Raw genomic sequence first — 21,511 nt, 5'->3', positions numbered from 1 at the left:
CTACAATTGCAGCGGGCAACGGAACGGCTCCAACGCGTCGCGCCGGAACGGGTTGATCACGCTGCTGGCCTGCAGGGCGTAACGCACCTTGCGTCCGTCGAGGTCGAAGGCCAGGACGAAGCGCTCGCGTTGTTCGCCGCTGAGCTGGCCTTGGTCGATCAGGCGTAGCCAAGCCCATGGCCCTTCGGCGCGCAGGCCATCCCCCCCTTGAAGGTGCACCAGGTCGCTGCCCTTGCCGCTGGGTAGCACGATAGGCGTGAAGCCATGCGGGTTGTCAGGCTCGTAGACCACCGCCTGGCCGGCGATGTCCAACACCACGGTGCCCAGCGCAGGGTCGGCATAAAGGGGCTTCAGGTTGAAACGCAGCGACGGTTGGCGCGCCCCGCTGGCGAAAAACATCTCGCGCAGCCGTGCAGCGCGCTGAAACTGGTCGAGCACAGCCTGGGGAATGCTCCTCGGTGCATTGCCGCTGGCACGCCAGCGCCAACGGTTGACGCCCATGTCCACGTAGGGTGCCAGGTGCTGGTTGAAAAAGTCGTCCATCACGCCGTCAGGCCCAAAAAACCTGCCGAAGTCTTCGGCGGTGACTTCATCGCCCGCATCGCGTACCAGCGGGTAGCGCCCCGCGATGGCCGCGCGGCAGAACGGTGCGCCACTGGCCCGCCAGAGCGCATTGAGGCGTTCGCGCTCATTGCCGAGTGTCAGCGCTGCCCCGCTGTCTGCTACACCCTGCAGGATGGTCGACAACGGCGCGGGCAGTTCCCCGGCTGCACGTCTAAGCTGCCCGAGCACCTCGCCGCTCGGTGCAGGGGTGCCCGCGTTACGGGCATTTTCGGCACCGTCGAAGAACTGCATGGCCGCCTTGAACAGTGCCAGCCTTTCGCTCAGCGGCACCGGCGTGGCGGGCCCGAACAAGGCGTGCAAGCCGGCAAAATGCTGATCGACCGGGTTGCGCGCCGCCTGGGCAGCAGACGTTGGGAATTTGCCGTCCAAGCGCCTTTCCAACTGCTTGCGAGCCCCTTCAATGCGGTCATGCAGGTCAGGGTCCAGTGGTGCGGTGGTGTTCTCGGCGGTCGCGCCTTCGAGGGTGGTTTCACGCGCAACGCTCTGGAGCAAGGCGTGCAAGGGTGAATCGGCACCGGCCAGTGCGCTGCTCACCCCCGCTGCCTGGCTCAACGTCCCCAGTGGTGCCAGTTGCACATCATTGAGGAATGCCTCCCACTCACGGATGTAATCGGCAAAGTACAGCGCCAGCACGAGGGCTTCGCCCGAGACGGCCTCCTGACGGCCGAGGACCCAGTTTCCCCGGCGCATCTCGCCTGCGACCTGCCCGTGCATCTGCACAAAAGCTCGGTAGCCAGCGACGCTGTAGACCCCGCTCACCCCGCGCGACAAGGGGGTACCGCTTCGATAGCTCAGCAACTGAGACTTTTCTCGCCCGACCGCGCTGTCGAGACTGAACGCTGGCAAGTCCTGCTCGGCCATCTGGCGCTTGAGCTCGCTGTAGATACGCTGTGGCAGCGAGAGGCGGGCAAGGGTTCGCCGGGCCGCCGCGACCAGTTCGGCGTCCAGCTGGACGGGCTCTGCGTTGCGATCGGCGAGCAGAGCCGCGACATGCGCCGACAACGCGTCGCGCTGGGCTTCGTTGGCTTCGGGCAATTCGCGCAGCCAGGCGACGTCGACCCACGCCTGCACCACGGCGGTATCGAAGAACTGCCGATCGCCCAGCATCAGGTAAGCGCGCAAGGCCTCGAAGAGAAATACCTGATTGCTCGCATCGCCACGGCGCAGGACGTTTTCCAGGTGCGCGACGATCTGCGGTTGCACGGTAGTGCGCAGTAGGCGCCGATACAGCGTCATCGCCCCTGCCTGCAACGGGTCGTCCTGGCTCAGGCCGAGGTGCTCGAGCAGCGCCACGCGTTGCCCGCTCGCAACAGGGTTTACTGCCAGCGCCCGCACGCTGTCGAGCAGCGGCAAGGCCGCCATCAGGTCGTTTGTGCGGGGCGACGCCTGGGCCAGTTGCGCCACTTCGTGGGTACGTTTCGCCCACACATCCAGCAAAGCCAGGTTGTGCTGGAAACCCATGCCCATGCCCACGGCCAGCACCACTGCCAACCCGGCGATGCCCACTTTGCCTATGCGCAGCCACTGACGCTGACCGTGCTTGGGATGCGCCACGGCCAGCCCAGCCTCGTTGAAAATCACCTCACGCAGCAGTTGGCTGATGAAAAAACTTCGCCCCTTGGCAGGGCCGCTGGTGAAGTACACCCCTCGCACCAGCACCGGCACCTGAAACCGGTTGGGCTCGAACACGCTGTCCAGAAATCCGCCGAGCGCTGGCTTGAGCTTGGCGAACTGCTGCGGGAATTGGTACAGCAGCGCACGCCGAGACAACCCGCGTTCCTGCTGCAGGCGCTGCAGCACCCGCACCTGCAGCTGGCGCTCCAACGCATCGAACGCCAACGGGAAGCTCGCCAGTGCCACGCCGGGCTGCCCAGCGTGTGCCAACGGCAAGGTCACGCCCCAGACCTGCGCACGCTCCTGCTGACCGAAGTGCTCGAAGAACTCGACAAAACCCGGCAGCCGGTCGCACTGGGTGACCATCACGTACACGGGCAGCACCACGCCCAGGCGTGTATACAACTCCTCGATCCGCGCGCGCAGGGCCCGGGCCAGCCGCTCACGTGCGGTATCGTCCTGCTGCAGGACGTCACTGACACTGAGGGTCACGATCACGCCACTCAGCGGGCTACGCCGCCGGTGCTTGCGCAGCAGGTCGAGCAGGCCGAGCCAGGCCGCCTTGTCCTTTTCAGGGTCGCTGGCCTGAGTGGCGTAGCGTCCGGCGGTGTCCAACAGCACTGCTTCGTCGGTGAACCACCAGTCACAGTGTTCAGTACGGGCAATGGCGCCGCTGGCCGCAACGCCCGGGGTGTCGTTGAGCGGGAATGACAACCCGGAATGAGCCAGCGCGGTGGTCTTGCCGCTGCCGACAGCACCCAGCAAGAGGTACCCCGGCAACTGCCCGCCCAGCCCCCGACCGCGACGGCGCTTGCGCAGCACCGCCCTGGCTGCGTGCATGCGCTCGGTCAACGTCACGACCTCGGCCTGCCCTTGGCACCGGCGGCTGCCTGGCAGGCGTCCGGCCCGCCAGGCAAGGTAGGCACGCCAGCCAACGCACACCCCCCACACCCCCACCAGGAGCGCGATCGCTGACCAACGCCAATGTTCCGCCGCCAGTGGTGCATGCCCATTGAATGTCAGCAGCGGCCCCCCGTGCCAGATGAACAGTGCCGCCAGGAGCACACCGAGCAGCGCGAGCAGCCAGGCACTGGCAAGCCAGCCCAGGACGCGGCCGAGCGCCTCAGACATGCGGATCAGAAAAGACATTGCCAGCTCCTCACTGCGCCCATGCGGGCACAAATAGGGTGATCTCCACGCGTCGGTTACGCGCGCGATTGGTCGGCGAGTCGTTGGGCACCAGCGGCTCGGTATCGCCGCGGCCCTCGCTGAGGTATCGCGTGGCCGGCCCGGCGCGGGCGCTCAGGAATTGCGCCACGCTACTGGCACGGGCCATCGACAGCTCGGCGTTCGATGCCAGCCGCGCGCGAGGCGATGGCAGTTGGTTGTCGGTATGGCCGACCACCCATACCTCGCCGGGTACAGCGCTCAGGGCGTCTGCGACCCGTTCCAGCACCGCCCGGAGGTCGCCTGCCAACTGGGCGCTGCCCGAGGCGAACATGCCGTGCGCGGGCAGGGTAACCACAGAGTGATCGGCGCTGTCGTGCACGCTTACCAGGCCCTGGGCGATTTCTTCGACCAGCAACGTCGAAAGCCTCTCTTGCTGCGGATCGCCCAAGGGCACAAGTGCCGGCAAAGGCGCGAGGCGAATGTCGGCCATGGTCGCGAGTACCGGCGCAGAGGCGCGCTCAAGCCAATGGTGGCTGGTCAGGTGCACAAGGCACAACAGCACTGCGGCCACTGCCGTCACGCCCCCTAGCGACAGGCCGCCCGGCACGGCCCTGGGTGCTGTGCGGGGGGCACGCCAATGGGGCGAAAGGTCCTGTTCGATCACCCCACGGTGCTCGCGGATCAACCCAAGCAGGCGTTCACGGACTACCGCCAACTGGTCCAGACCGTGCTCGATGACCCGGTAGCGCCCTTCCAGGCCCAGGGCCAGGCACAGGTACATCAACTCCAGCAGGTCAAGGTGGTTGTGCGCATCCGCGCTCAGGCGCTGCAGGACGCGGAAGAACCTCTCCCCACCCCCGGCCTCGTTATGGAAGGTCACCAGCAGGCTGCGGCTGCTCCATACCCCGGCGCCCCAGGGCGTGCTGGAAATCGCCTCATCGACCAGCGTGCACAGCGCGTAACGCGCCACGGCGATGGTCTGTGGCGCCACACGGTCGGCTTGCGCCTGCGACTCGAACTGCTGGATCGCCCGCACCAGGCGCTCACGTAGCGCGCTGATGTCCGGCGCGCGGGGCGTGGCACGCAACGGTGCCACCAGGCTCAGCAACGGATTGGCCGCACGCACCAGTGGGTTGAGCCCCTCGCCACAGGGTGACAGTGCCTCGGGGGCGGCCGCGTGCCACGGCGAGGCGCCGCCGGTGGCTGCTAGGCCACTGGCGGCGGGTATCAGCACAGTGCTGTCCGGGTCATGCCCGGCGGCTGGAGAATCATTCATGTTCACGCTTGTATCCCTACTGTCGTTCAACCGTTGCGAATAGCCCAGAAGCGCATGTCCAGCCCCGGGAAACTGCCCGCCACATGCAAGGCGAAGCCCGCCGACTGGGCCAATTGCTGCCAGTGCTCGTCGCCGCGGTCGAGTTCGAAATAGGTAAAGCCCGCATGAAAAGGCAACTGGCGTGGCGCCACCGGTAATGCACGCAGGCCAATGCCGGGCAGTTGCAGGTTGACCAGGTCGCGGATCTTCTCCACCGAACCCAGCTTGACCTGCAGCGGGAAGGTGCTGCGCATGATCTCACTGGGCATCTGCGCGTGTACCGCCAGCACGAAGCTGGCCGAGCGTAGCAACGCCCGATCAGGCAACACCGCCACGCGAATGCCGAACTGGCGCTCCTCCAACGGAATCTGGATGGCCCGCGCATCGATCACGGTGGCCAGGGCTCGGCGCAATGCGTGCATCAAAGGTGCGAACGTCTGCGCCAAGGCGTCATGACGGTAGGCGGGGTAACGGTTGGCGCGTTTATCCACCCGGGTGAAAGTCGCCAGCTCTCCGGCCAGTTGCACCAGCTCACGGTACAGCGCTTCGGGATGCAGCCCGGCCATCCCGGCAAGGTGGCGCACCAGCGGTTCGCTGCGGTTGAGCAGTTGCAGCAGCAGGAAATCGGCGATTTCCGCGGCCCCACCGGCACCCGGCTGCGCCAGACGCTTGGCCATCACGTCGGCGCGCTGCTGCAGCAGCCCGAGCACCTCCTCGACGAACTGCACCAGGGGTGGAGCGGCCTGCAGCTGAAGGCTTGGCGCGCAGAACGTGGGGTCCAGCACTAGCCGCTGGTCGGCACGACGCTCGAGTACCCGTGCAACGCCGAGGGACACATAGGCATCGGCAACATCATCGGCGAAGGCCAGGCGTAAGCGCAGCTTGCCCACGCTCATCAGCGCGCTGTTGTCCAGGCCGTTGCTGTCTTTGGCTTCGTACTCGACGCTGCAGTGGCGGGCGAGGTTCTCGATGCTGGCCCGATCATCCACCTCGACCATGCCATGCCGTGCGGTGGGCAACGCCAGTACCACCGTCAGGTCACGAGCCTCGAAGGGGACCTCCAGCGCAAGCGGCATCTCGTCGAATGGCAAACCGACAGGGGTGCCGTCGGGCATGACGCCACTGAAGGCCTTCAGCGCAAGCTTGCCGAACGCCAGGTGCTGTTCGTCGACTTCCAGGTGCGAAAAGCCCCAGGCATGTGTGCACAAGGCCGCGACGCGGGCCTCCAGATGGGCATTGAGGAAGCGGTCGTGCTGCTGCAAGTGCTGCGGCTGCAGCAGCATGCCTTCCGACCAGATGACTTTGCTGTTCCAGGACATCGGGCTGGACCTCGGCTTCAAGAGAAACAATGTTCATGGCGTGCCGCGAGAGCGGCTGGCCTGCGACGGGTAGGCAGCAGAAAAACGTTCGCTGAAGAGCTGCTGCAGGTTTTCGTCGCCATCGCCCACCAGCTCACGGTAAAGCCTGTCGAAGCGGGCCCACAGGCGGGCCCTGCGTTTGCAAGGGCGCAGGCGCTCGCACAGGCCGGGTGGGCCAATGCCCCGGGCAATGCGCGCAGGCTCGAAGCGCTGAACCACTTCGGCCAGTGCGGCGTGCATGCCGGCGACAACCGCCGTTTCGTGGGCCTTGAGGTCATCGAAGGCCGCGTGCAGGGCCTGCACACCGGTCAGGTAGGCGGGTGAATCGGTCGTGAGCATATGGTTCAAGGCGCTGCTGACATCGGGGAAAAACTTGAGTGGGTTGTTCGCCAGTGCCCCGATCATGGTCATCTCGATCGCGTTCTCGCGTTTGTGCAAGGCCCGTGCAACCAGCAGGTTCATGGCGCCACCTGTGGCCTCGCGGAGCATTTCGCCCACCTGCCGCGCCAGCGCCTCGGGGCTGCTCACGATATGCAACTGCGGCAGTCCCAGCCCTTCGAGCAGGGCCGTGAGGACGCTGCAGTCAGGCACCGCAGCGCTGCTGCAGGTTGGCTCACGCGCAGGTAGGGGGGCCATGAGGTTGGCCAAGGCACTGTAGCCTTCGGGTATCTGCTCGGCGACTTCACCGAGGGGCGTTGGCACAAACGGTATCGGCAACGCCTCCTGCTCGGGCGGCAGATGCGCGTTGCACACATCCTCGAATGCGCGATGCGCAGGCATGGCCGAGGGTGCAGCGTACAGCAGTGCCAGGTTGCCGCCGGCAAGCGGGTCTTGGTCGAGCGAGCCTCCCGGCATGGGGGCAAGGTCGAACAACGGCTCGCAGGTGGGCAGCGCCACAGGGGCTTGGGGCGGATGCGGATGCGGGCCAGGTACCGCTGCTGGCATGAACACGGCCAGGGTCTGCATGTCGCCGATGCTGGCTGGGGGGTGATCGGCCGCCGGCATGGGTGAGCACTCGACAACGATCTGATAGTCACCGATCTCCAGTACGTCGCCCGCTTGCAGCAGCGTCTCGCAACCACGGCCAAGCAGGCGACCGTTGATCACGCTGGGGTTGCTGCCGGTATCGAGCAGGTAGTACCCCTCCTCCCGTCGATCGATGCTCGCGTGATTACGCGAAATGTACTTGCCGGGGTCATCCAGCACCAGATCGTTGCCGGGCGCGCGCCCCAGGCTGGCGTTGGTTTCGATCATGCAGGACAGCTCGGCTGCGGGTGGGCGCCCGCGATAACACATGACCCGCAGTATCATCGGCATTTAAGCCTCCGGGTCAGACCGGCTGGGTGGCGATCATTGCGTGCCATCGTCAGCCTCCTTGGGCTCCAACGGCTCAGCGGCAGGCCCCGGTCGCGAGGCTTGCACCAAGGCATTGGCGGCAGCGGCCGCCTGGGGCAAGGGAAAGGGCGGCGCCGAGGCGATGATGCCTGGGCCGAGGGTCAGGAACGAACCACCGGCCTTGAGGGTGATGCTCGCGCCGGCCTCGATCACCACGTTCATGCCGCCCTTGATGTGCACATCCATGCCGCCGCTGAAGCTGGCTTTCATGGCGCCCTGCAGCAGCAGGTTGCCGCCAGCCACCTGCGCCACGTTGCCCGCAACCTTCTCGGTGCGGTCACCCAGCACATGCTGATGACGGTCGCCACCGATGCGTTCGCGCACGTCCTTGGCAACGCGGGAATGACGATCACCGCCGACCCAGTCCAGCGCATCCTGCTTGATGCGCTGCTCCATGTTCTTTTCGGCATGGATGAAAACTTGCTCGGCGCCCTTGCGGTCCTCGAAGCGCAGTTCGTTGTAACCGCCACTCCCCGGGGACGAGCTGCTCCTGAGTGTCGAGCGGGTGGCCTGCTCGGGCAACGCGCAAGGCGGCATGGTTTCGGCGTTGTAGACACAGCCCGTGACCAGCGGACGGTCGGGGTCCCCCTCCAGAAAGCTCACCACCACTTCCTGGCCGATGCGCGGCAGCAACAGGCTGCCCCAGCGTTTGCCGGCCCAGCCCTGGGCGACACGGATCCAGCACGAGCTGTTCTCGTCGTGCACGCCTTCGCGATCCCAGTGGAACTGCACCTTGACCCTGCCGTAGCGGTCGGTCCAGACCTCCTCACCCTGCTTGCCGACCACCTTGGCGGTCTGCGGGCCGTGGATCACAGGCCGAGGGGTCAGGCACCGTGGCCGAAACGCCTGCTGGCAGGGCATGGCAGTGAAACGGCACGTCAGCATCGGCGCCAACACCTTGGAGCGCGTCGGCTCGCAGGCATCGGACGACAGCGCGTAGTGCGCGGTCAGCACCAGCACTTGCAGGTTCTGGTCGGCGCGAGGGTGATCGGTGAGGGTGAACAGTGCGCCGGGTAACAGCCCGCGGGCATGGGTGGCACCCTCGATGCGCCGGTAGCTGGCTTGAAGCGCCTCGATACGGTGACGCGCTACGGTTTCGCCCTGCTGGCGTTCACGGTACTTGCCAGGGTAGTCATAGCATTCGTGCCTCGACTGGCCGTAGTCGCGCGCCAAGGCGGCCTTGACCTGCAGGTCGGCCGACGGCTTTTCGAAGTCGTAATCCTGCAAGGCCCATGCGCCGGGTTCGACCTCGCCGCTCATGCCCCAATCGTGAATCACCTCATGCTCGCACAGGGCAGGGCCTGGCTGCGGCAGGTAGCGCAGTCGCTCGTAGCCCTCGCTCGGCGCATGCGCGCTGCAGCTGTCGGCCAGCACCAGGGTGTGGCGCCCTGCGCTGCTGATGAAGAAGTAGTAGATACCCGCGTGCTCCAGCAAGCGGCTGACGAAGTCAAAATCGGTTTCGCGGTACTGCACGCAGTACTCCAGTGCCGCGTAACTGGCCCTGAGCCGGGACGTGTCGATGTCGGCGACGGTGTAAGCGTCAAATACGGATGTGACGATGTCCGGCACGCTTTGCTGTTGGAAGATCCGGCAATCGCTGCTGCGGGTGAGCAGCCACAACCACGGGCGCACGACCGCACGGTAAGTGGCATAACGACCCTCGTGGCCGGTGTAGGCAAAGCACGCGACCAAGCCACTGAAATGGCGCTGGCCGCCTCTGGGCAGTTCGACGGAAACCGTCAGCGGCGTAGCAAGCAGATCGTCCAGTTGCAGATGGAGGCGCTCGCTGTAGAGATCGACACAGTACTCACTCAGGGTCGACAGCCCTTCGCTTGCCGTCATGCGCCGCAGCAGCAGCGTGTCTGCGCCCAGTACGCAGGTAACGGCGATTTGGCGATTGGCATCGGTAACGGGCATCGTTCATACCTTGACGACTGTTGGGCAGGCAGGGAGTACAACAGCCGAGGGCTGCAGATTATTCCCTCCAGCGCACCAACGCCTGCGCGCGTCGGGAAGGACCACCGCCTCGGCGCTACTGCAAATCGTCGGTGTGGGTGAACGCGAACGTACCGTCGCTTACACTGATGTGCAGCTTGGTCAAGGGCTGGGTACGCAGCTTGTGTTCGAGGCAGATGCGGCTGATGCTGGGCAAAATGGACTGGGTGAGGATCGCATCGATCATCCGCCCTCCACTCTCGAACTCCGTGCATCGGCTGGCGACCAACGCCACCACCTCGTCGTCGAAACTCAAGGGCACACCGTGGCTGTCCTGCAGGCGCTGCTGGATACGCCCCAGTTGCAGGCGGATGATGCTGGCGAGCAAGGGGTCGCTCAGCGGGTAATAGGGCACCACCACCACGCGCCCCAGCAACGCTGGCGCAAACACCTGCAACAACGGCGCGCGCAGCGCCGTTGCCAGGGCTCCAGGGCATGGCGCCTGGCCGGGTTGGCGGCACAGGCGCTCAATGGCCTCGGTGCCGACATTGGAGGTCAGCAGGATCAGCGTATTGCGAAAATCGATAAGCCGGCCTTCGCCGTCCTCCATCCAGCCCTTGTCGAACACTTGGTAGAACAGTTCATGCACGTCGCTGTGGGCCTTCTCGATTTCGTCCAGCAACACCACGCTGTAGGGCCGCAGGCGCACTGCTTGCGTCAGCGCACCGCCCTCACCGTAGCCGACATAGCCAGGCGGCGCGCCCTTGAGCGCGGAGACGGTATGAGCCTCCTGGTATTCACTCATGTTGAGCGTGATGAGGTTCTGCTCACCCCCATACAAGGTTTCGGCAAGCGCCAGGGCCGTCTCGGTCTTGCCCACCCCAGAGGTGCCGGTGAGCAGGAACACGCCCACCGGTTTGTCAGGGTCGTCCAGGCCTGCGCGGGCGGTCTGTATGCGCCGAGCGATGGTTTCCAGGGCATGGGGCTGGCCAATGATGCGCTGCGACAGGGTGTCGGCCAGGTTGAGCGCGCGGTCGATCTCGTTGCACACCATTCGGCCAACAGGGATGCCGGTCCAGTCCTGCACGACCGAGGCAACCGCCTGCTCATCGACGGTAAGCAAGATCATCGCTGCCTCGCCCTGGGATTCGGCCAGGGCTTGCTGGTGCTGGCGCAACGCGTGCAGGGTGTCGCGATCATCGGGCTGGTCGCGCAGCTGCGCGCGCAAGCCGAGAATGGCCTTCACCTGGCGCTGCTCTTCCTGCCATCGGGCCTGGAGCTCGTCCAGGCGTTGCCGCTCGCTGCCCAGACGTTCATCAAGGGCCTTCTCGCGCGCTGCGGTGTCGCCGCCCACGGCGCGCTCACGGCCCATGATCGCCTGCTCGGTTTTCAGCGCCTCGATGCGCCTGCGGCTGTCGTCCACGGCCGCAGGCGTGGCGTGCAGGCTGATAGCGACGCGCGCGCAAGCGGTATCCAGCAGGCTGATGGCCTTGTCGGGTAGCTGACGCGCCGGTATGTAGCGCTGCGCCAGGCGCACTGCCGCCACCAGCGCTGCGTCGGTCAGTTGCACCTGATGATGCCGTGCCATGCCCTCGGCGACACCCCGCAGCATCAGCAACGCGCGGGCGACGTCGGGCTCGTCAACCTGCACGGTCTGGAAGCGTCGCGTCAGCGCCGGGTCCTTCTCGATGTGCTTGCGGTATTCGCCGAAGGTGGTGGCGCCAATGGTGCGCAAGGTGCCACGGGCCAGCGCGGGCTTGAGCAGGTTGGCCGCATCGCCGGTACCGGCGGCGCCACCGGCACCGATCAAGGTGTGGGTTTCGTCGATGAACAGCACCACCGGCACCGGGCTGGCTTGCACCTCGTCGATCACCGAACGCAGGCGTTGCTCGAAGTCACCCTTCACGCTCGCTCCGGCCTGTAACAGGCCGACGTCCAGCACCCGCAATTGCACGTCGCGCAGCGCCGGCGGCACATCGCCGCGGACAATGCGCTGGGCCAGGCCTTCGACCACGGCCGTCTTGCCGACCCCGGCCTCGCCGACCAGGATCGGGTTGTTCTGGCGCCGGCGCATGAGGATATCGATCACCTGGCGGATCTCATCGTCGCGCCCCACGACGGGGTCCGGCGCGCCGTCGCGGGCCTGGGCGGTGAGGTCGACGGTGAACCTGGCAAGCGCCGCCTGCCCCGCCTCTGCGGCCCCACCTTCGCTGACGGCGTCCGGCGCCAGCATGAAACCGTCGGTGGCACGCTGGCGGGCCTCTGGCGAGTCAGCCAGCACCCTGGCGAAATGGTCGGCCAAGTCTTCGACCTTGACCTTGGCGAACTCGGCAGACATTGCCAACACCGTGTTGCGCAACGTACGGTCCTTGAGCAGGCTGAACAGCAGATGCCCGGAGCGCACCTGGCTGTCGCCGAACAACAACGTGGCCTGCACCCACGCACGCTCGACGCTCTCCTCCACCTGCGACGACAGGTCGGTGACCGAGGTCGCCCCCCGCGGCAAGCGGTCAAGGGCCGTGGACAAGTCGCGGTCCAGCCGTACGGTGTCCAACGCATAGTGGCGCACGATGCGTGCCAGGTCGCTGTCGGCTGTCTGCAGTAACTGATGCAGCCAGTGCACCAGCTCCACATAAGGGTTGCCACGCAACTTGCAAAAGCACGTGCTGCTTTCGATGGCGCGATAACACAGGCTGTTGAGTTTCCCGAACAGGGCCACCCGGCTGATCTCAGACATGATCTGTTCCTTGCAATGAGGTTGGAAAGGCAGAAGAAGCACGAGGCTTGATGATCAATTGGCGGTCGTCTTCAATCGGCGCAGCGCCAAGCAGCCAACTGCTCCACCCGAGCCGTGTGCCCTGCCCCAGACGAGCGGCCGGCAGGTGCTCCCTGGCAACGATCAGGTTGACGTCCCACTCCAGCGCCAGGCCCGCGTAGTGGCGAACCCAGTCGGTAAGCCGGCGCATGCCTTCGCCGCCTGGAAGCAGGCGGCGTACCTGCGCCATGTCCAGGGGCCCAATCAGCAGGCGAAACTTGCCCTGGGCATCCCATACCTGGCTGCCCAGCACCGTACCCACCCCCAATCGGGCGGCATCGGGCCCGCTGCGCAGGGCGCACATGCCATCTGGCGGCAGGCGCATCCAGTGGCCAACGAACTGCTCCACCCGCACCGCCACCTGCAGGTCGTCGCTGAGCAGAGCGGCCAGGCCTTGTGCATTGCGGGCGTGGGGGGCCAGGCGCCCGGCGTAGTGCAGCTTGGCCAGGTGCGGGACGGCATCGCGCCCTTGCAACGCGGGCACGCCCAGGCCAATCAGTGCGCCGATGTAGTCGGAGAAGCGGTCTGCGGCCGGACGGTCGAGGCTCACCGCCGGCTGTGCACTGGCCCAGGCGCGATAGAACAGGCTGACCATTCGGTGGTTGAACAGGTCCAGGAAGCGCGCCAGGGTTGGGTCGCTCTGGTTGCGCTGACGGTCACGCACGTACTCGCTCAGGTGCACAGGCAACGGCCCGTTGGCCCCTAGCACACCAAAGAAATTGAGCAGCAGCAGCGGCGCCTTGCCCGCCCCATTGTGCTCAAGCCCTGCCAGCATCGCCGGCTCGAATGCCAGTGATGGCAGCTGACCAAAGCGCACCGCCTCATGCGCCGGATGGCTGGCCTGGCCAATCCGTGGCAGGTCGGCGTACGCGCATTCCAATTGGCGCAATGCGGCATTGAAGTCGTATGCGGCGGGCTCATGCGCCAGGCGCTGCAACAGGTCTACAGGATCGCGCATAGCCCCACTCTTGCCGGCCATTGCATGATCAAGCCACGCGTCACGCCATGCAGTTGGGTTTCGGTAAACGCATTGAGCGCCACATACTTGGCGAAAAACTGCTCCAGCACCGCACCGAAGACGAACAGGCTGGCGCCTTCGAAAGCACTTTCGTCAACCGTCACGCAAACCTGCAGGCCCCTGCCATGGGTGATCCGGCCCGGGATCGGCAGGCGCCGCACGATTGAACGGGCGCTCACCGAGCGCAGTCCCTCGACTTGCCTGTGCGCCGACGCATCGTTCAGGCCGCAGTACAACCGCAGCAGCTCACGCAGCGCCGTGGCGCCCTGCTCCGGGCTTTGGTCGAGCAGCGACAGGTAGTTGAGCGACAGGTGGCTGACCAGCCGCCACGCCGTCTCGCCTTCGGCGAATGACGCCTTGGGCACGGTGGGCCCTTCCAGGCAGCGCACCGCTTGTACCGGGGCACCGGACACCACGGTAAAATCGGTTTTGCCGGTCGCCACCGGCATGCCCAGCACCAGGTCACGGTTGGTGCACAGGGTATCGATGCTCAGCTGGCGCAAATCACTGCGATAAGGCGCTTCATGGATGTCCACCAGGCTCAGGAACAGCTCACTGCCGACGTAGCTCGAGCGCGGGCCCTGGCTGCGCTGGCGCTCGGACAGTACCCGGGTATCCCGGCGCACGTGGTACCAGGCGTCCTGCCCTGGCAGGCGCAAATCGTTGGCGTGGTAGAACGGTGCGAAGCCTTGTTCGGCCTGCGCGCCACTGCCATGCCCGGTGACACGGGTGACCTGGTAGACCTCAAAATCCATCGGTCGTGTGCGGTCCGGCACCACGTGGTAATCGGTTTGCTGATCAGACAAGTGCACACGGTCAGCACGTTTGGGGAACAGGTTGATCGCAGGTGTACAGTGCAGCGCGAACTGTGCGCTGGAAACAGTGTCTTCCAGCGCCGGTTCAAACGATTTGAACAGCACGGTGATGTCAAGCTGCGAGGCATCGCAACGCGCGATGGCAGTGCCCAGGCCGCCCAGTTCGATGAAGTGGAAGCGCTGCGGCAAACTGAAATACTCCTGCAGCAACCGGTAGCCCTGGAAACTGCGTGGCCCGACCGGCAACAGGGCCTGGTCGTCGGCAAAGCCCTGGGCACGAAGGGCGCCGGGTTCGATAAACGCATGCCAGCGGTTCTCGGCCTGCACCGGCTGCACCAGCACACCCGCGGCTTGCGCCAGCAGTTGTTCGAGCATAAGGCCGGCGAGCCCTGCCCTGCCCCGCAGGTGCAGCACCAGCGTGTCCAGGGCGAGGCTCGCAAACGTCAACCCTGCGCCGACGTTCAGACGCAAGCGCAACGCCGCCTTCACCGGGCCCAGCCGTGCCAGGTCGACCCCGCCGGCTTGCCCGGCGCACGCGAAATAGCACGCTTCGGTAAGATCTACAGGCCACAGCGTGACGTCATGGGCGGTACGAAACTCGCAGGCCGTCTGGTCGCGCTTGCCCAACAGGCTGTGCAGGGACGTGCCACGAGGCACCTTGAAGCCCTGGCTCAGGCTGCCCTCGCTCAGGTTGGGTTGCAACTGCACCACGGCCATGGACGGCGTCGGGGCCAGGTAGTGGGGTAGCACCAACTCCAGCAGGTGATGGGTAAAGCGCGGAAACTCGGCATCGATCTTCAACTGCACCCGCGCGGCCAGAAAGCTGAACCCCTCCAGCAGACGCTCGACGTAAGGGTCTGCGCAGGCGTGGCTCTCCAGGCCCAGGCGCCCGGCAATCTTGGGAAAGTCGCGGGCGAATTCCCCGCCCATCTCACGCAGGTGCTGCAACTCGCGCTCGTAGTAGCGCAGCAGCTTGTCGTTCATCGGGCACCCACCGGCTCGCAGGCGTAGAGCTTCACGTCGCCGGACTCAAGGTCAAGCTCGGTCTTCACGTACAGGCGCTCGGACAACGGCTGGCCCCACAGTTCACCATGAATCTCGAAGGCCACCCGGTGCAGGCCGGTGTGCTCGGCTTGCAGCGCCAATGGCACCACCTGCAGGCTGCCGGGCAGGATACGTGGTTCGAAATCCTCGATCGCCCGCTGGATATGGCGGCTCAGGGCCTGCAAATCGAGGCTGGTGGCCGTTTTGCCAGAAAGGTCCAGCAGGCCGAAGTTGAGCACCGAGCGCCCGGCCAACGGGTAGGCGGACAGGTCGCGCGCGCTGCTCAGTGACGTGCTGTTGAGTAGCCAGCTCAGGTCGCGCAACACGGCCTTGCGCAGGGTTCGCATGGACATGACGCGTTGTTCGCGGGGCTCACAGGATTGTTCGCGGGCATCATCGCTGAGGCGATCGAGCAACGACGGTTGCAGACGTTCCCTGTTGGTCAGCTCAACCATTGTCGGGCTCGTTGCAGGCAATGGGGCTATTCATTGGCGGTACTCCTCATCGCAGTGCTGGCCGGCGCCTCGCGCAGCGACCAGCCCTGGCCATTGCATCAGAGTTTGGCGTTGCTCAGCAGGTCCCACTTCTTCGGTGTGCCGACAGAAACCTTGTCACCACTGAAGGCGTCGTACTGGTAGCTGATCGTGGTGAAGTTGATGGAGAAGGTTTCGCTCGGGCGCTCTCCGCTGCTGCTGGCCGAGTAGGAGCTGACGATTGCCTCCTCGAGTTCCAGTTTGAAGTACACCTGGTCCTTGGCGTCGACACCTCCGGTCTGGACGAAGTGAATTTCGGCCTTGCCCAGGCTCTTGCCGCACACCGCCTCCATGAACAGGTCGGCTGAGGCCATATCGGTGGACTTGGTCAGGATGATTTCCGAGAACGAGGGGTTGCTGGTATCACGGTCAGTACCACCGCCGCTGGCGGAGATGGACCGGCCCACGCCCATCTGCAGCGCGTCGACGGTGATCCAGTCGGCGTGGCCGGAGACGGTCGAGGTACCTTTGATTTTCTTGCCGTTGAAGTTGAGCAGGATCATGGTCTAAACCTTTTCAGTCGGGTTGGTGAGGGGTTTAACAAAATGCTGCGCGTCAGGTTTTGGCCGACGGCAGTTTGGAAACCAGGCGCAGCGACACGGTCAGCCCTTCGAGCTGATAGTGCGGACGCAAGTAGAATTTGGCGTGGTAATAGCCGGGGTTGCCTTCGACCTCCTCGATGACCACCTCGGCCCCGGCCAGTGGCTTGCGTGCCTTGTCCGACTCGGAGGCGGTGGCGGGGTTGATCTCGACGTAGCGGCCAATCCAGTTGTTGAGCCAGACCTGCATGTCGGCGCGCTCCTTGAACGAGCCGACCTTGTCGCGCACGATGCACTTCAGGTAATGGGCGAAGCGGCAAGTGGCGAACAAGTACGGCAGGCGCGCCGCCAGGTTGGCATTGGCGCTGGCGTCGGGGTCGTCATACTCGGCGGGCTTGTGCAGCGATTGCGCGGCAATGAACGCCGCCAGGTTGCTGTTCTTCTTGTGCACCAAGGGCATGAAGCCGTTCTTGGACAGCTCCGCCTCGCGGCGGTCACTGATGGCGATCTCGGTCGGGCACGTCATGTCGACGCCGCCATCGTCGGTCGGGAACGTGTGCACAGGCAGGCCCTCCACCGCACCGCCAGACTCGATGCCGCGGATCTGCGAACACCAGCCGTAACGCTTGAACGAGCGGTTGATGTTCACCGCCATGGCGTAGGCAGCGTTGGCCCAGGTGAAACCTTTGCTGCCAGCCGCCGCAGTGACCTCTTCGAAATCGAAATCCTCCACCGGGTTGGTCCTGGCACCGTACGGCGCACGCGCCAGGAAACGCGGCATGGCCAGGCCCACGTAGCGTGAGTCTTCCGAGGCGCGGAAACTGCGCCACGCCGCGTGCTCCGGGGTCTGGAAGATCTTGGTCAGGTCCCGCGGGTTGGCCAGCTCCTGCCACGACTCCATCAACATCACACTGGGGTCGGCGGCTGCGATCAACGGGCAATGGGTAGCGGCACTGACCTTGGCCATCTGGCTCAGCAGTTCGACATCCGGCGCACTGTTGTTGAAGTAGTAGTCGGCCACGAACGCACCATAGGGCTCGCCACCGAACTGGCCATACTCCTCCTCGTAGAGCTTCTTGAAGATCGGGCTCTGGTCCCAGGCGACGCCCTTGAATTTGCGCAGGGTCTTGTGCACCTCCTGCTTGGAGATGTTCATCACGCGGATCTTCAGCGTTTCGTCCGTCTCGGTGTTACTGACCAGGTAGTGCAGGCCGCGCCAGGCGCTTTCCACCGACTGGAACGCATCCTGGTGAAGGATTTGGTTGACCTGCTCAGACAGCGTGCGGTCAAGTTCGGCAATCAGGCCATCGATGGTGACCAGCACGTCGCCGGCGGCCGGCACAGTGTGCTGCAGGGCCTGTTCGGCCAGCGTGCGAACAGCACGTTCAACCGCACCGCGCGCCTTGTCGGTCCTGGGTTTGAACGCTTTCTGCATGAGGCTGGCGAAATCGCCTTGATCACCGTGTTGGGCCTCCTCGGCCGCCAGGGGCGCCATCGCCTCGTGCGCTTGGGGGGTGGACATTGCTGCATCCCTCGTTTCGTGGGCATAGGGGTCTACCTGCCGGTGCCACGAAGGCCCAGCCAGGTCAGGTGTCGGTCAACGGGCCGGGGTCAGTCGGCAGTGGGTTCGGCCGGCTTGGGCGCACTGCCCAATGCCTGCAGCAGCGCAGGGTCGCTGAGCACACGGGCCAGGAGTTGCTCGGCGTCGGCCTTGCCGTCCATGTATGTCAGCAGATTGGACAGTTGGTTACGCGCGGCAAGCAGCGCCTCGAGTGCGGGTACCTTGCGCGCCACGGCGCCGGGGCTGAAGTCGTCCATGCATTCGAAAGTGATATCCACCGGTAGGTTGCCTTCACCGGTCAGGGTGTTGGGCACCTGCGCGACCACGCGTGGTTTCATCGACTTCAGGCGGTCGTCGAAGTTGTCGATGTCGATTTCCAGGAACCGGCGCTCGGCTACGGGTGGCAAGGGTTCTGTCGGCGTGCCGGAGAGATCGGAAAACACGCCCATGACGAACGGCAGTTGCACGGTTTTCTCGGCACCATAAATTTCCACGTCGTATTCGATTTGCACGCGCGGCGCTCGGTTACGCGCAATGAACTTCTGACTGCTTTCGCTCACGGGGCTACTCCTGTAGAGGGGCATCAATAGGGGGTACTGGCCAGGCTAGGTGTCATGGTCGCAGCGCAAACCGCTGACCTGGCCCAGTTGCGCCAGGCCGTCAGGGGCGAGGTCCTGCAGCAGCTCGATGAAGTTCATATCCAGCAGCTTGCATGCACGCTGCAGCAACAGTGGCACCGGGCTTGCCTGCTCGTGCACGACGAAGTACGCACAAAGGCGCTGCAGCACCTGACGTACGTCTTCACGACAGGCGATTTCGCCCTGCCCAGAGAAACCGCCGGGCACGGTTGTCGGCGCACCTGCCGGCTGCCCGCCAGGGGGTTGCGGCAAGCGCTGGCGCAGGGCGTCGGCAGCGCGGCGCAACATCGAGGGCAAGGCGCCCAGGTCGATGGCGCAGGCAAAGCCGACGCGCTCGGTCAATAGCGCTTCGATACGCTGGCTGCTCCTGCAGGCCTGCTCCAGCTGCCCCTCCACCGCTTGCAGCTGCTCGTGGCCCGCCTGCCGGAACACGGCATCAATCACCGCCAGCGAGGCGGACTCGGGCTCGCTGGCAACAGCCATGCCGCCATTGGCCAAGTCGATGTCGCGCAAGCTCACCCGGCCCAACGCCGCCACTTCGACCAGCGGCGCCGCGCGCAGCTCCCGAAGGAGCCCTGCGTCGTCGCACAGGCTGGCGAGGATATTGACGCGCAGTTGCGGATCATCGTTGTCGTCCGGATCTAGTTGCGGATGCACAGTTTGCCAATGATTGGCCAGCATGCCCTCGATCAGCGCGAGCCCCGCGGCCAGGCCGGCGATACCGTGCAGGTGAAGTTCGGCCCGGGTGAGATACACGGCCAGCCGCAGATCGCGGCTGCGGCTGGCCAACGCCAGGGTCAGTGGGTGGACACGTTTCCAGTCCGGCGCGATGGCCTGCGTGAGGGTATTACCGTATTCAACTTCCGGTCTTCCCTGCATTTCTACGTCCAGCACGAGATAGTCCGCGTCGTATTCAAGGCTTTCACCGCAAGGGCAGGCCGCGCTCACGGGGTCGGCCAAGTGGGCCAGGTGCTCGGGAAGGTGCATCGGTATACCCCGTCGAAATGCATGTTCTGAGGGGATAACAAGTGGGCGACGACGTTTATTCCCGAAAGGGGGAAACGTTTGCGGCGAACTCACGGCACGGCGCTCGGTGAGTGACGCATCGCAATGAGGTGGAAGCGCTTGAGGGTGCCACCGGTCAGTGGCAGGGCGCCTACTGCATGGGGTGTGACAAACCGGTTCAGTGACAGTGACGTCGAAAGGCATGCGAGGGGGCTCCGCCAACCGGCAATCAAGGCATTCGCCTGCCAGCCCATCTCAGCCTCGAGCGAAGATCCATGCCCAACAACCGAGCCTGTCTCCCTACCTTGCTTCCCACCCTGCTACCGCGCCTGCGGGCATTCGCATTGCGCCTCTCGGGCGACCATCACGATGCCGAGGACCTGGTGCAGTTCGCGTGCATGCGCGCACTCGAGCGCGCTCACCAGCTACAGCCAGGCTCCTCGCCCTTGAGCTGGACGTTCGCCATCGTCCACTCCTCCTGGATCAACGAAGTGCGCTCGCGCCAGGTGCGCAGCCGCTCACGCGTCGCGTGGGACGACACGATCATCGAGTCCGTCAGCGCCCCCAGCGCGCCCACACCGGAAACCGAGCTGCTGCACCGGCAGATACTCGCTGCGCTGAGCACACTGCCCGAGGGCCAGCGCGAGGTCATGCTGCTGGTGGCGATCGAGCGCTTCAGCTACAAGGAAGCCGCTGAAATACTCGAGGTACCGATCGGCACAGTGATGAGCCGAATGTCCCGCGCAAGGCAAGCGATGGGCGCACTGTTCGAGGAGCGTCGCAAGATCCCGCACCAGGCGCCCAGCCTCTTTCGCGCTTGAGCCGGAAGCCGGTGCCGCTAGGCGGCCAGCCGCCCGCTGGCAATCGCCTCCGACGCTGCCAGCATGGCCCGCAGCAGCACCGCACAGCCCGCCGCCAGGTCGTCTGGCGTGGCGTTCTCGATCTCGTTATGGCTGATGCCGTTTTCACAAGGCACGAAAATCATCCCCGCCGGGCCCAGTTCAGCCAGGAAGATCGCGTCGTGCCCTGCCCCACTGACGATGTCCATGTGCGCCAAGCCTAACGCCCGCGCCGAGTCGCGCACCGCGTCGACGCAACCACGGTCGAAGTACAACGCCGGGAAGTCGGCCGTGGGCACCAGTTCATGGCTCAGGCCGTGCTTGGCGCAGGTGGCGTCGATCACCGTGCGCACCTCGGCGATCATCGACGCCAGTTGCTCGCCTTCAAGGTGCCGGAAATCCAGGGTCATGCGCACCTCGCCCGGGATCACATTGCGTGACCCGGGGTACGCCTGCAGGCAACCGACCGTACCGCAAGCATGCGGCTGGTGGCCGAGCGCTGCGCGGTTGACCGCCTCGACCACGGCGGCGGCGCCGACCAGGGCATCCTTGCGCAGGTGCATCGGCGTAGGGCCGGCATGGGCCTCGACGCCGCGCAGTGTCAGGTCGAACCACTTCTGGCCCAGGGCGCCGAGTACTACACCGATGGTCTTGGCCTGGTCTTCGAGGATTGGCCCCTGCTCGATGTGCGCTTCAAAGTAAGCCCCGACCGGGTGGCCGAGCACGGCACGCTGGCCGGCGTAGCCAATGGCGTTCAACGCCTCGCCCACCGTCACGCCTTGGGCGTCGCGCTTGGCCAGGGTGTCCTCCAGGGTGAATTTGCCGGCAAACACCCCCGACCCCATCATGCACGGTGGGAAGCGAGAGCCTTCCTCGTTGGTCCACACCACCACTTCCAGCGGTGCCTCGGTCTCGATGCCGAGGTCGTTGAGGGTGCGGATCACCTCCAGCCCCGCCATCACGCCGAAGCAGCCATCGAACTTGCCGCCGGTGGGCTGGGTGTCGATGTGGCTGCCGGTCATCACCGGCGGCAGCTGGGGATTACGCCCTGGGCGGCGGGCAAAGATGTTGCCGACGCCATCGACACTGACGCTGCAGCCGGCGGCCTCGCACCAGCCGACGAACAGGTCGCGGGCCTGACGGTCAAGGTCGGTCAATGCCAGGCGGCAAACGCCGCCCTTGGGAGTGGCGCCGAGGCGGGCGAGGTCCATCAGCGATTGCCACAGGCGGTCACTGTTGACGTGGCGTTCGGTGGATTGCAGGACAGTCTGGGCTGCGGTCATGGGTCGTGTC

The 21,511-nt window shown here is 65.3% G+C and carries 15 protein-coding genes; 1 reads left to right on the top strand and 14 read right to left on the bottom strand.

Going from position 1 to position 21,511, the window contains the following annotated elements:
* The 13 genes from tssM to tssA form a co-directional block, all read right to left on the bottom strand.
* Entirely contained in the window at positions 1 to 3,387 is a 3,387-nt protein-coding gene (gene tssM, locus ACIPIJ_RS07065; RefSeq protein WP_401074256.1) for a type VI secretion system membrane subunit TssM, read from the bottom strand.
* Between the two features lie 10 nt (positions 3,388 to 3,397).
* Positions 3,398 to 4,684: a type IVB secretion system protein IcmH/DotU gene (gene icmH, locus ACIPIJ_RS07060; protein WP_401074253.1), complete on the bottom strand. Its 1,287-nt coding sequence runs from the start codon at positions 4,682 to 4,684 to the stop codon at positions 3,398 to 3,400.
* A 26-nt stretch (positions 4,685 to 4,710) separates the two neighbouring features.
* Positions 4,711 to 6,042 carry a type VI secretion system baseplate subunit TssK gene (gene tssK / locus ACIPIJ_RS07055; protein WP_401074250.1) on the bottom strand — a complete coding sequence of 444 codons (1,332 nt, stop codon included), beginning with the start codon at positions 6,040 to 6,042 and terminating at the stop codon, positions 4,711 to 4,713.
* Positions 6,043 to 6,075: 33 nt separating this feature from the next.
* Positions 6,076 to 7,398 carry a type VI secretion system-associated FHA domain protein TagH gene (gene tagH, locus ACIPIJ_RS07050; RefSeq protein WP_401074248.1) on the bottom strand — a complete coding sequence of 441 codons (1,323 nt, stop codon included), beginning with the start codon at positions 7,396 to 7,398 and terminating at the stop codon, positions 6,076 to 6,078.
* A gap of 33 nt (positions 7,399 to 7,431) precedes the next feature.
* A complete protein-coding gene (locus ACIPIJ_RS07045; protein ID WP_401074245.1) occupies positions 7,432 to 9,393 on the bottom strand; it encodes a type VI secretion system Vgr family protein in 1,962 nt (653 codons plus the stop codon).
* 115 nt (positions 9,394 to 9,508) lie between these two features.
* Positions 9,509 to 12,148: a type VI secretion system ATPase TssH gene (gene tssH / locus ACIPIJ_RS07040; RefSeq protein ID WP_401074243.1), complete on the bottom strand. Its 2,640-nt coding sequence runs from the start codon at positions 12,146 to 12,148 to the stop codon at positions 9,509 to 9,511.
* Positions 12,141 to 13,184, bottom strand: a complete 1,044-nt coding sequence (tssG, locus tag ACIPIJ_RS07035; protein ID WP_401074240.1) for a type VI secretion system baseplate subunit TssG — start codon at positions 13,182 to 13,184, stop codon at positions 12,141 to 12,143. The genes tssH and tssG overlap by 8 nt, the downstream gene beginning before the upstream one ends.
* Complete coding sequence (gene tssF / locus ACIPIJ_RS07030) at positions 13,169 to 15,043, bottom strand: type VI secretion system baseplate subunit TssF (protein WP_401074238.1); 1,875 nt, start codon at positions 15,041 to 15,043, stop codon at positions 13,169 to 13,171. Before tssF ends, tssG begins: the two co-directional genes overlap by 16 nt.
* Positions 15,040 to 15,558 carry a type VI secretion system baseplate subunit TssE gene (gene tssE, locus ACIPIJ_RS07025; RefSeq protein WP_401074236.1) on the bottom strand — a complete coding sequence of 173 codons (519 nt, stop codon included), beginning with the start codon at positions 15,556 to 15,558 and terminating at the stop codon, positions 15,040 to 15,042. Before tssE ends, tssF begins: the two co-directional genes overlap by 4 nt.
* Before the next feature lie 98 nt (positions 15,559 to 15,656).
* Positions 15,657 to 16,139 (bottom strand): type VI secretion system tube protein Hcp, encoded by a 483-nt coding sequence (locus ACIPIJ_RS07020; RefSeq protein WP_401074234.1) that lies wholly within the window; start codon positions 16,137 to 16,139, stop codon positions 15,657 to 15,659.
* Between the two features lie 52 nt (positions 16,140 to 16,191).
* The gene (gene tssC, locus ACIPIJ_RS07015; RefSeq protein WP_401074232.1) at positions 16,192 to 17,697 is read right to left on the bottom strand and encodes a type VI secretion system contractile sheath large subunit; all 1,506 of its coding nucleotides are present in this window, start codon (positions 17,695 to 17,697) and stop codon (positions 16,192 to 16,194) included.
* 89 nt (positions 17,698 to 17,786) lie between these two features.
* Positions 17,787 to 18,296, bottom strand: coding sequence for a type VI secretion system contractile sheath small subunit (tssB, locus tag ACIPIJ_RS07010; protein ID WP_401074229.1), 510 nt, complete (start codon positions 18,294 to 18,296; stop codon positions 17,787 to 17,789).
* Between the two features lie 45 nt (positions 18,297 to 18,341).
* Complete coding sequence (gene tssA / locus ACIPIJ_RS07005) at positions 18,342 to 19,361, bottom strand: type VI secretion system protein TssA (protein WP_401074227.1); 1,020 nt, start codon at positions 19,359 to 19,361, stop codon at positions 18,342 to 18,344.
* A 293-nt stretch (positions 19,362 to 19,654) separates the two neighbouring features.
* On the opposite strand from tssA, the gene ACIPIJ_RS07000 reads away from it, so the two are divergent.
* On the top strand, positions 19,655 to 20,200 hold the full coding sequence (locus tag ACIPIJ_RS07000) for an RNA polymerase sigma factor (protein ID WP_401074225.1): 546 nt from the start codon (positions 19,655 to 19,657) through the stop codon (positions 20,198 to 20,200).
* A gap of 17 nt (positions 20,201 to 20,217) precedes the next feature.
* On the opposite strand, the gene ACIPIJ_RS06995 is transcribed toward ACIPIJ_RS07000, so the two are convergent.
* Positions 20,218 to 21,501: a Zn-dependent hydrolase gene (locus tag ACIPIJ_RS06995; RefSeq protein WP_401074222.1), complete on the bottom strand. Its 1,284-nt coding sequence runs from the start codon at positions 21,499 to 21,501 to the stop codon at positions 20,218 to 20,220.
* Between the last annotated feature and the right edge of the window lie 10 nt (positions 21,502 to 21,511).

The organism is Pseudomonas sp. NPDC087185, from assembly GCF_044744955.1.
Classification (GTDB): domain Bacteria; phylum Pseudomonadota; class Gammaproteobacteria; order Pseudomonadales; family Pseudomonadaceae; genus Aquipseudomonas.
This window is presented reverse-complemented; position numbering and strand designations above follow the sequence as displayed.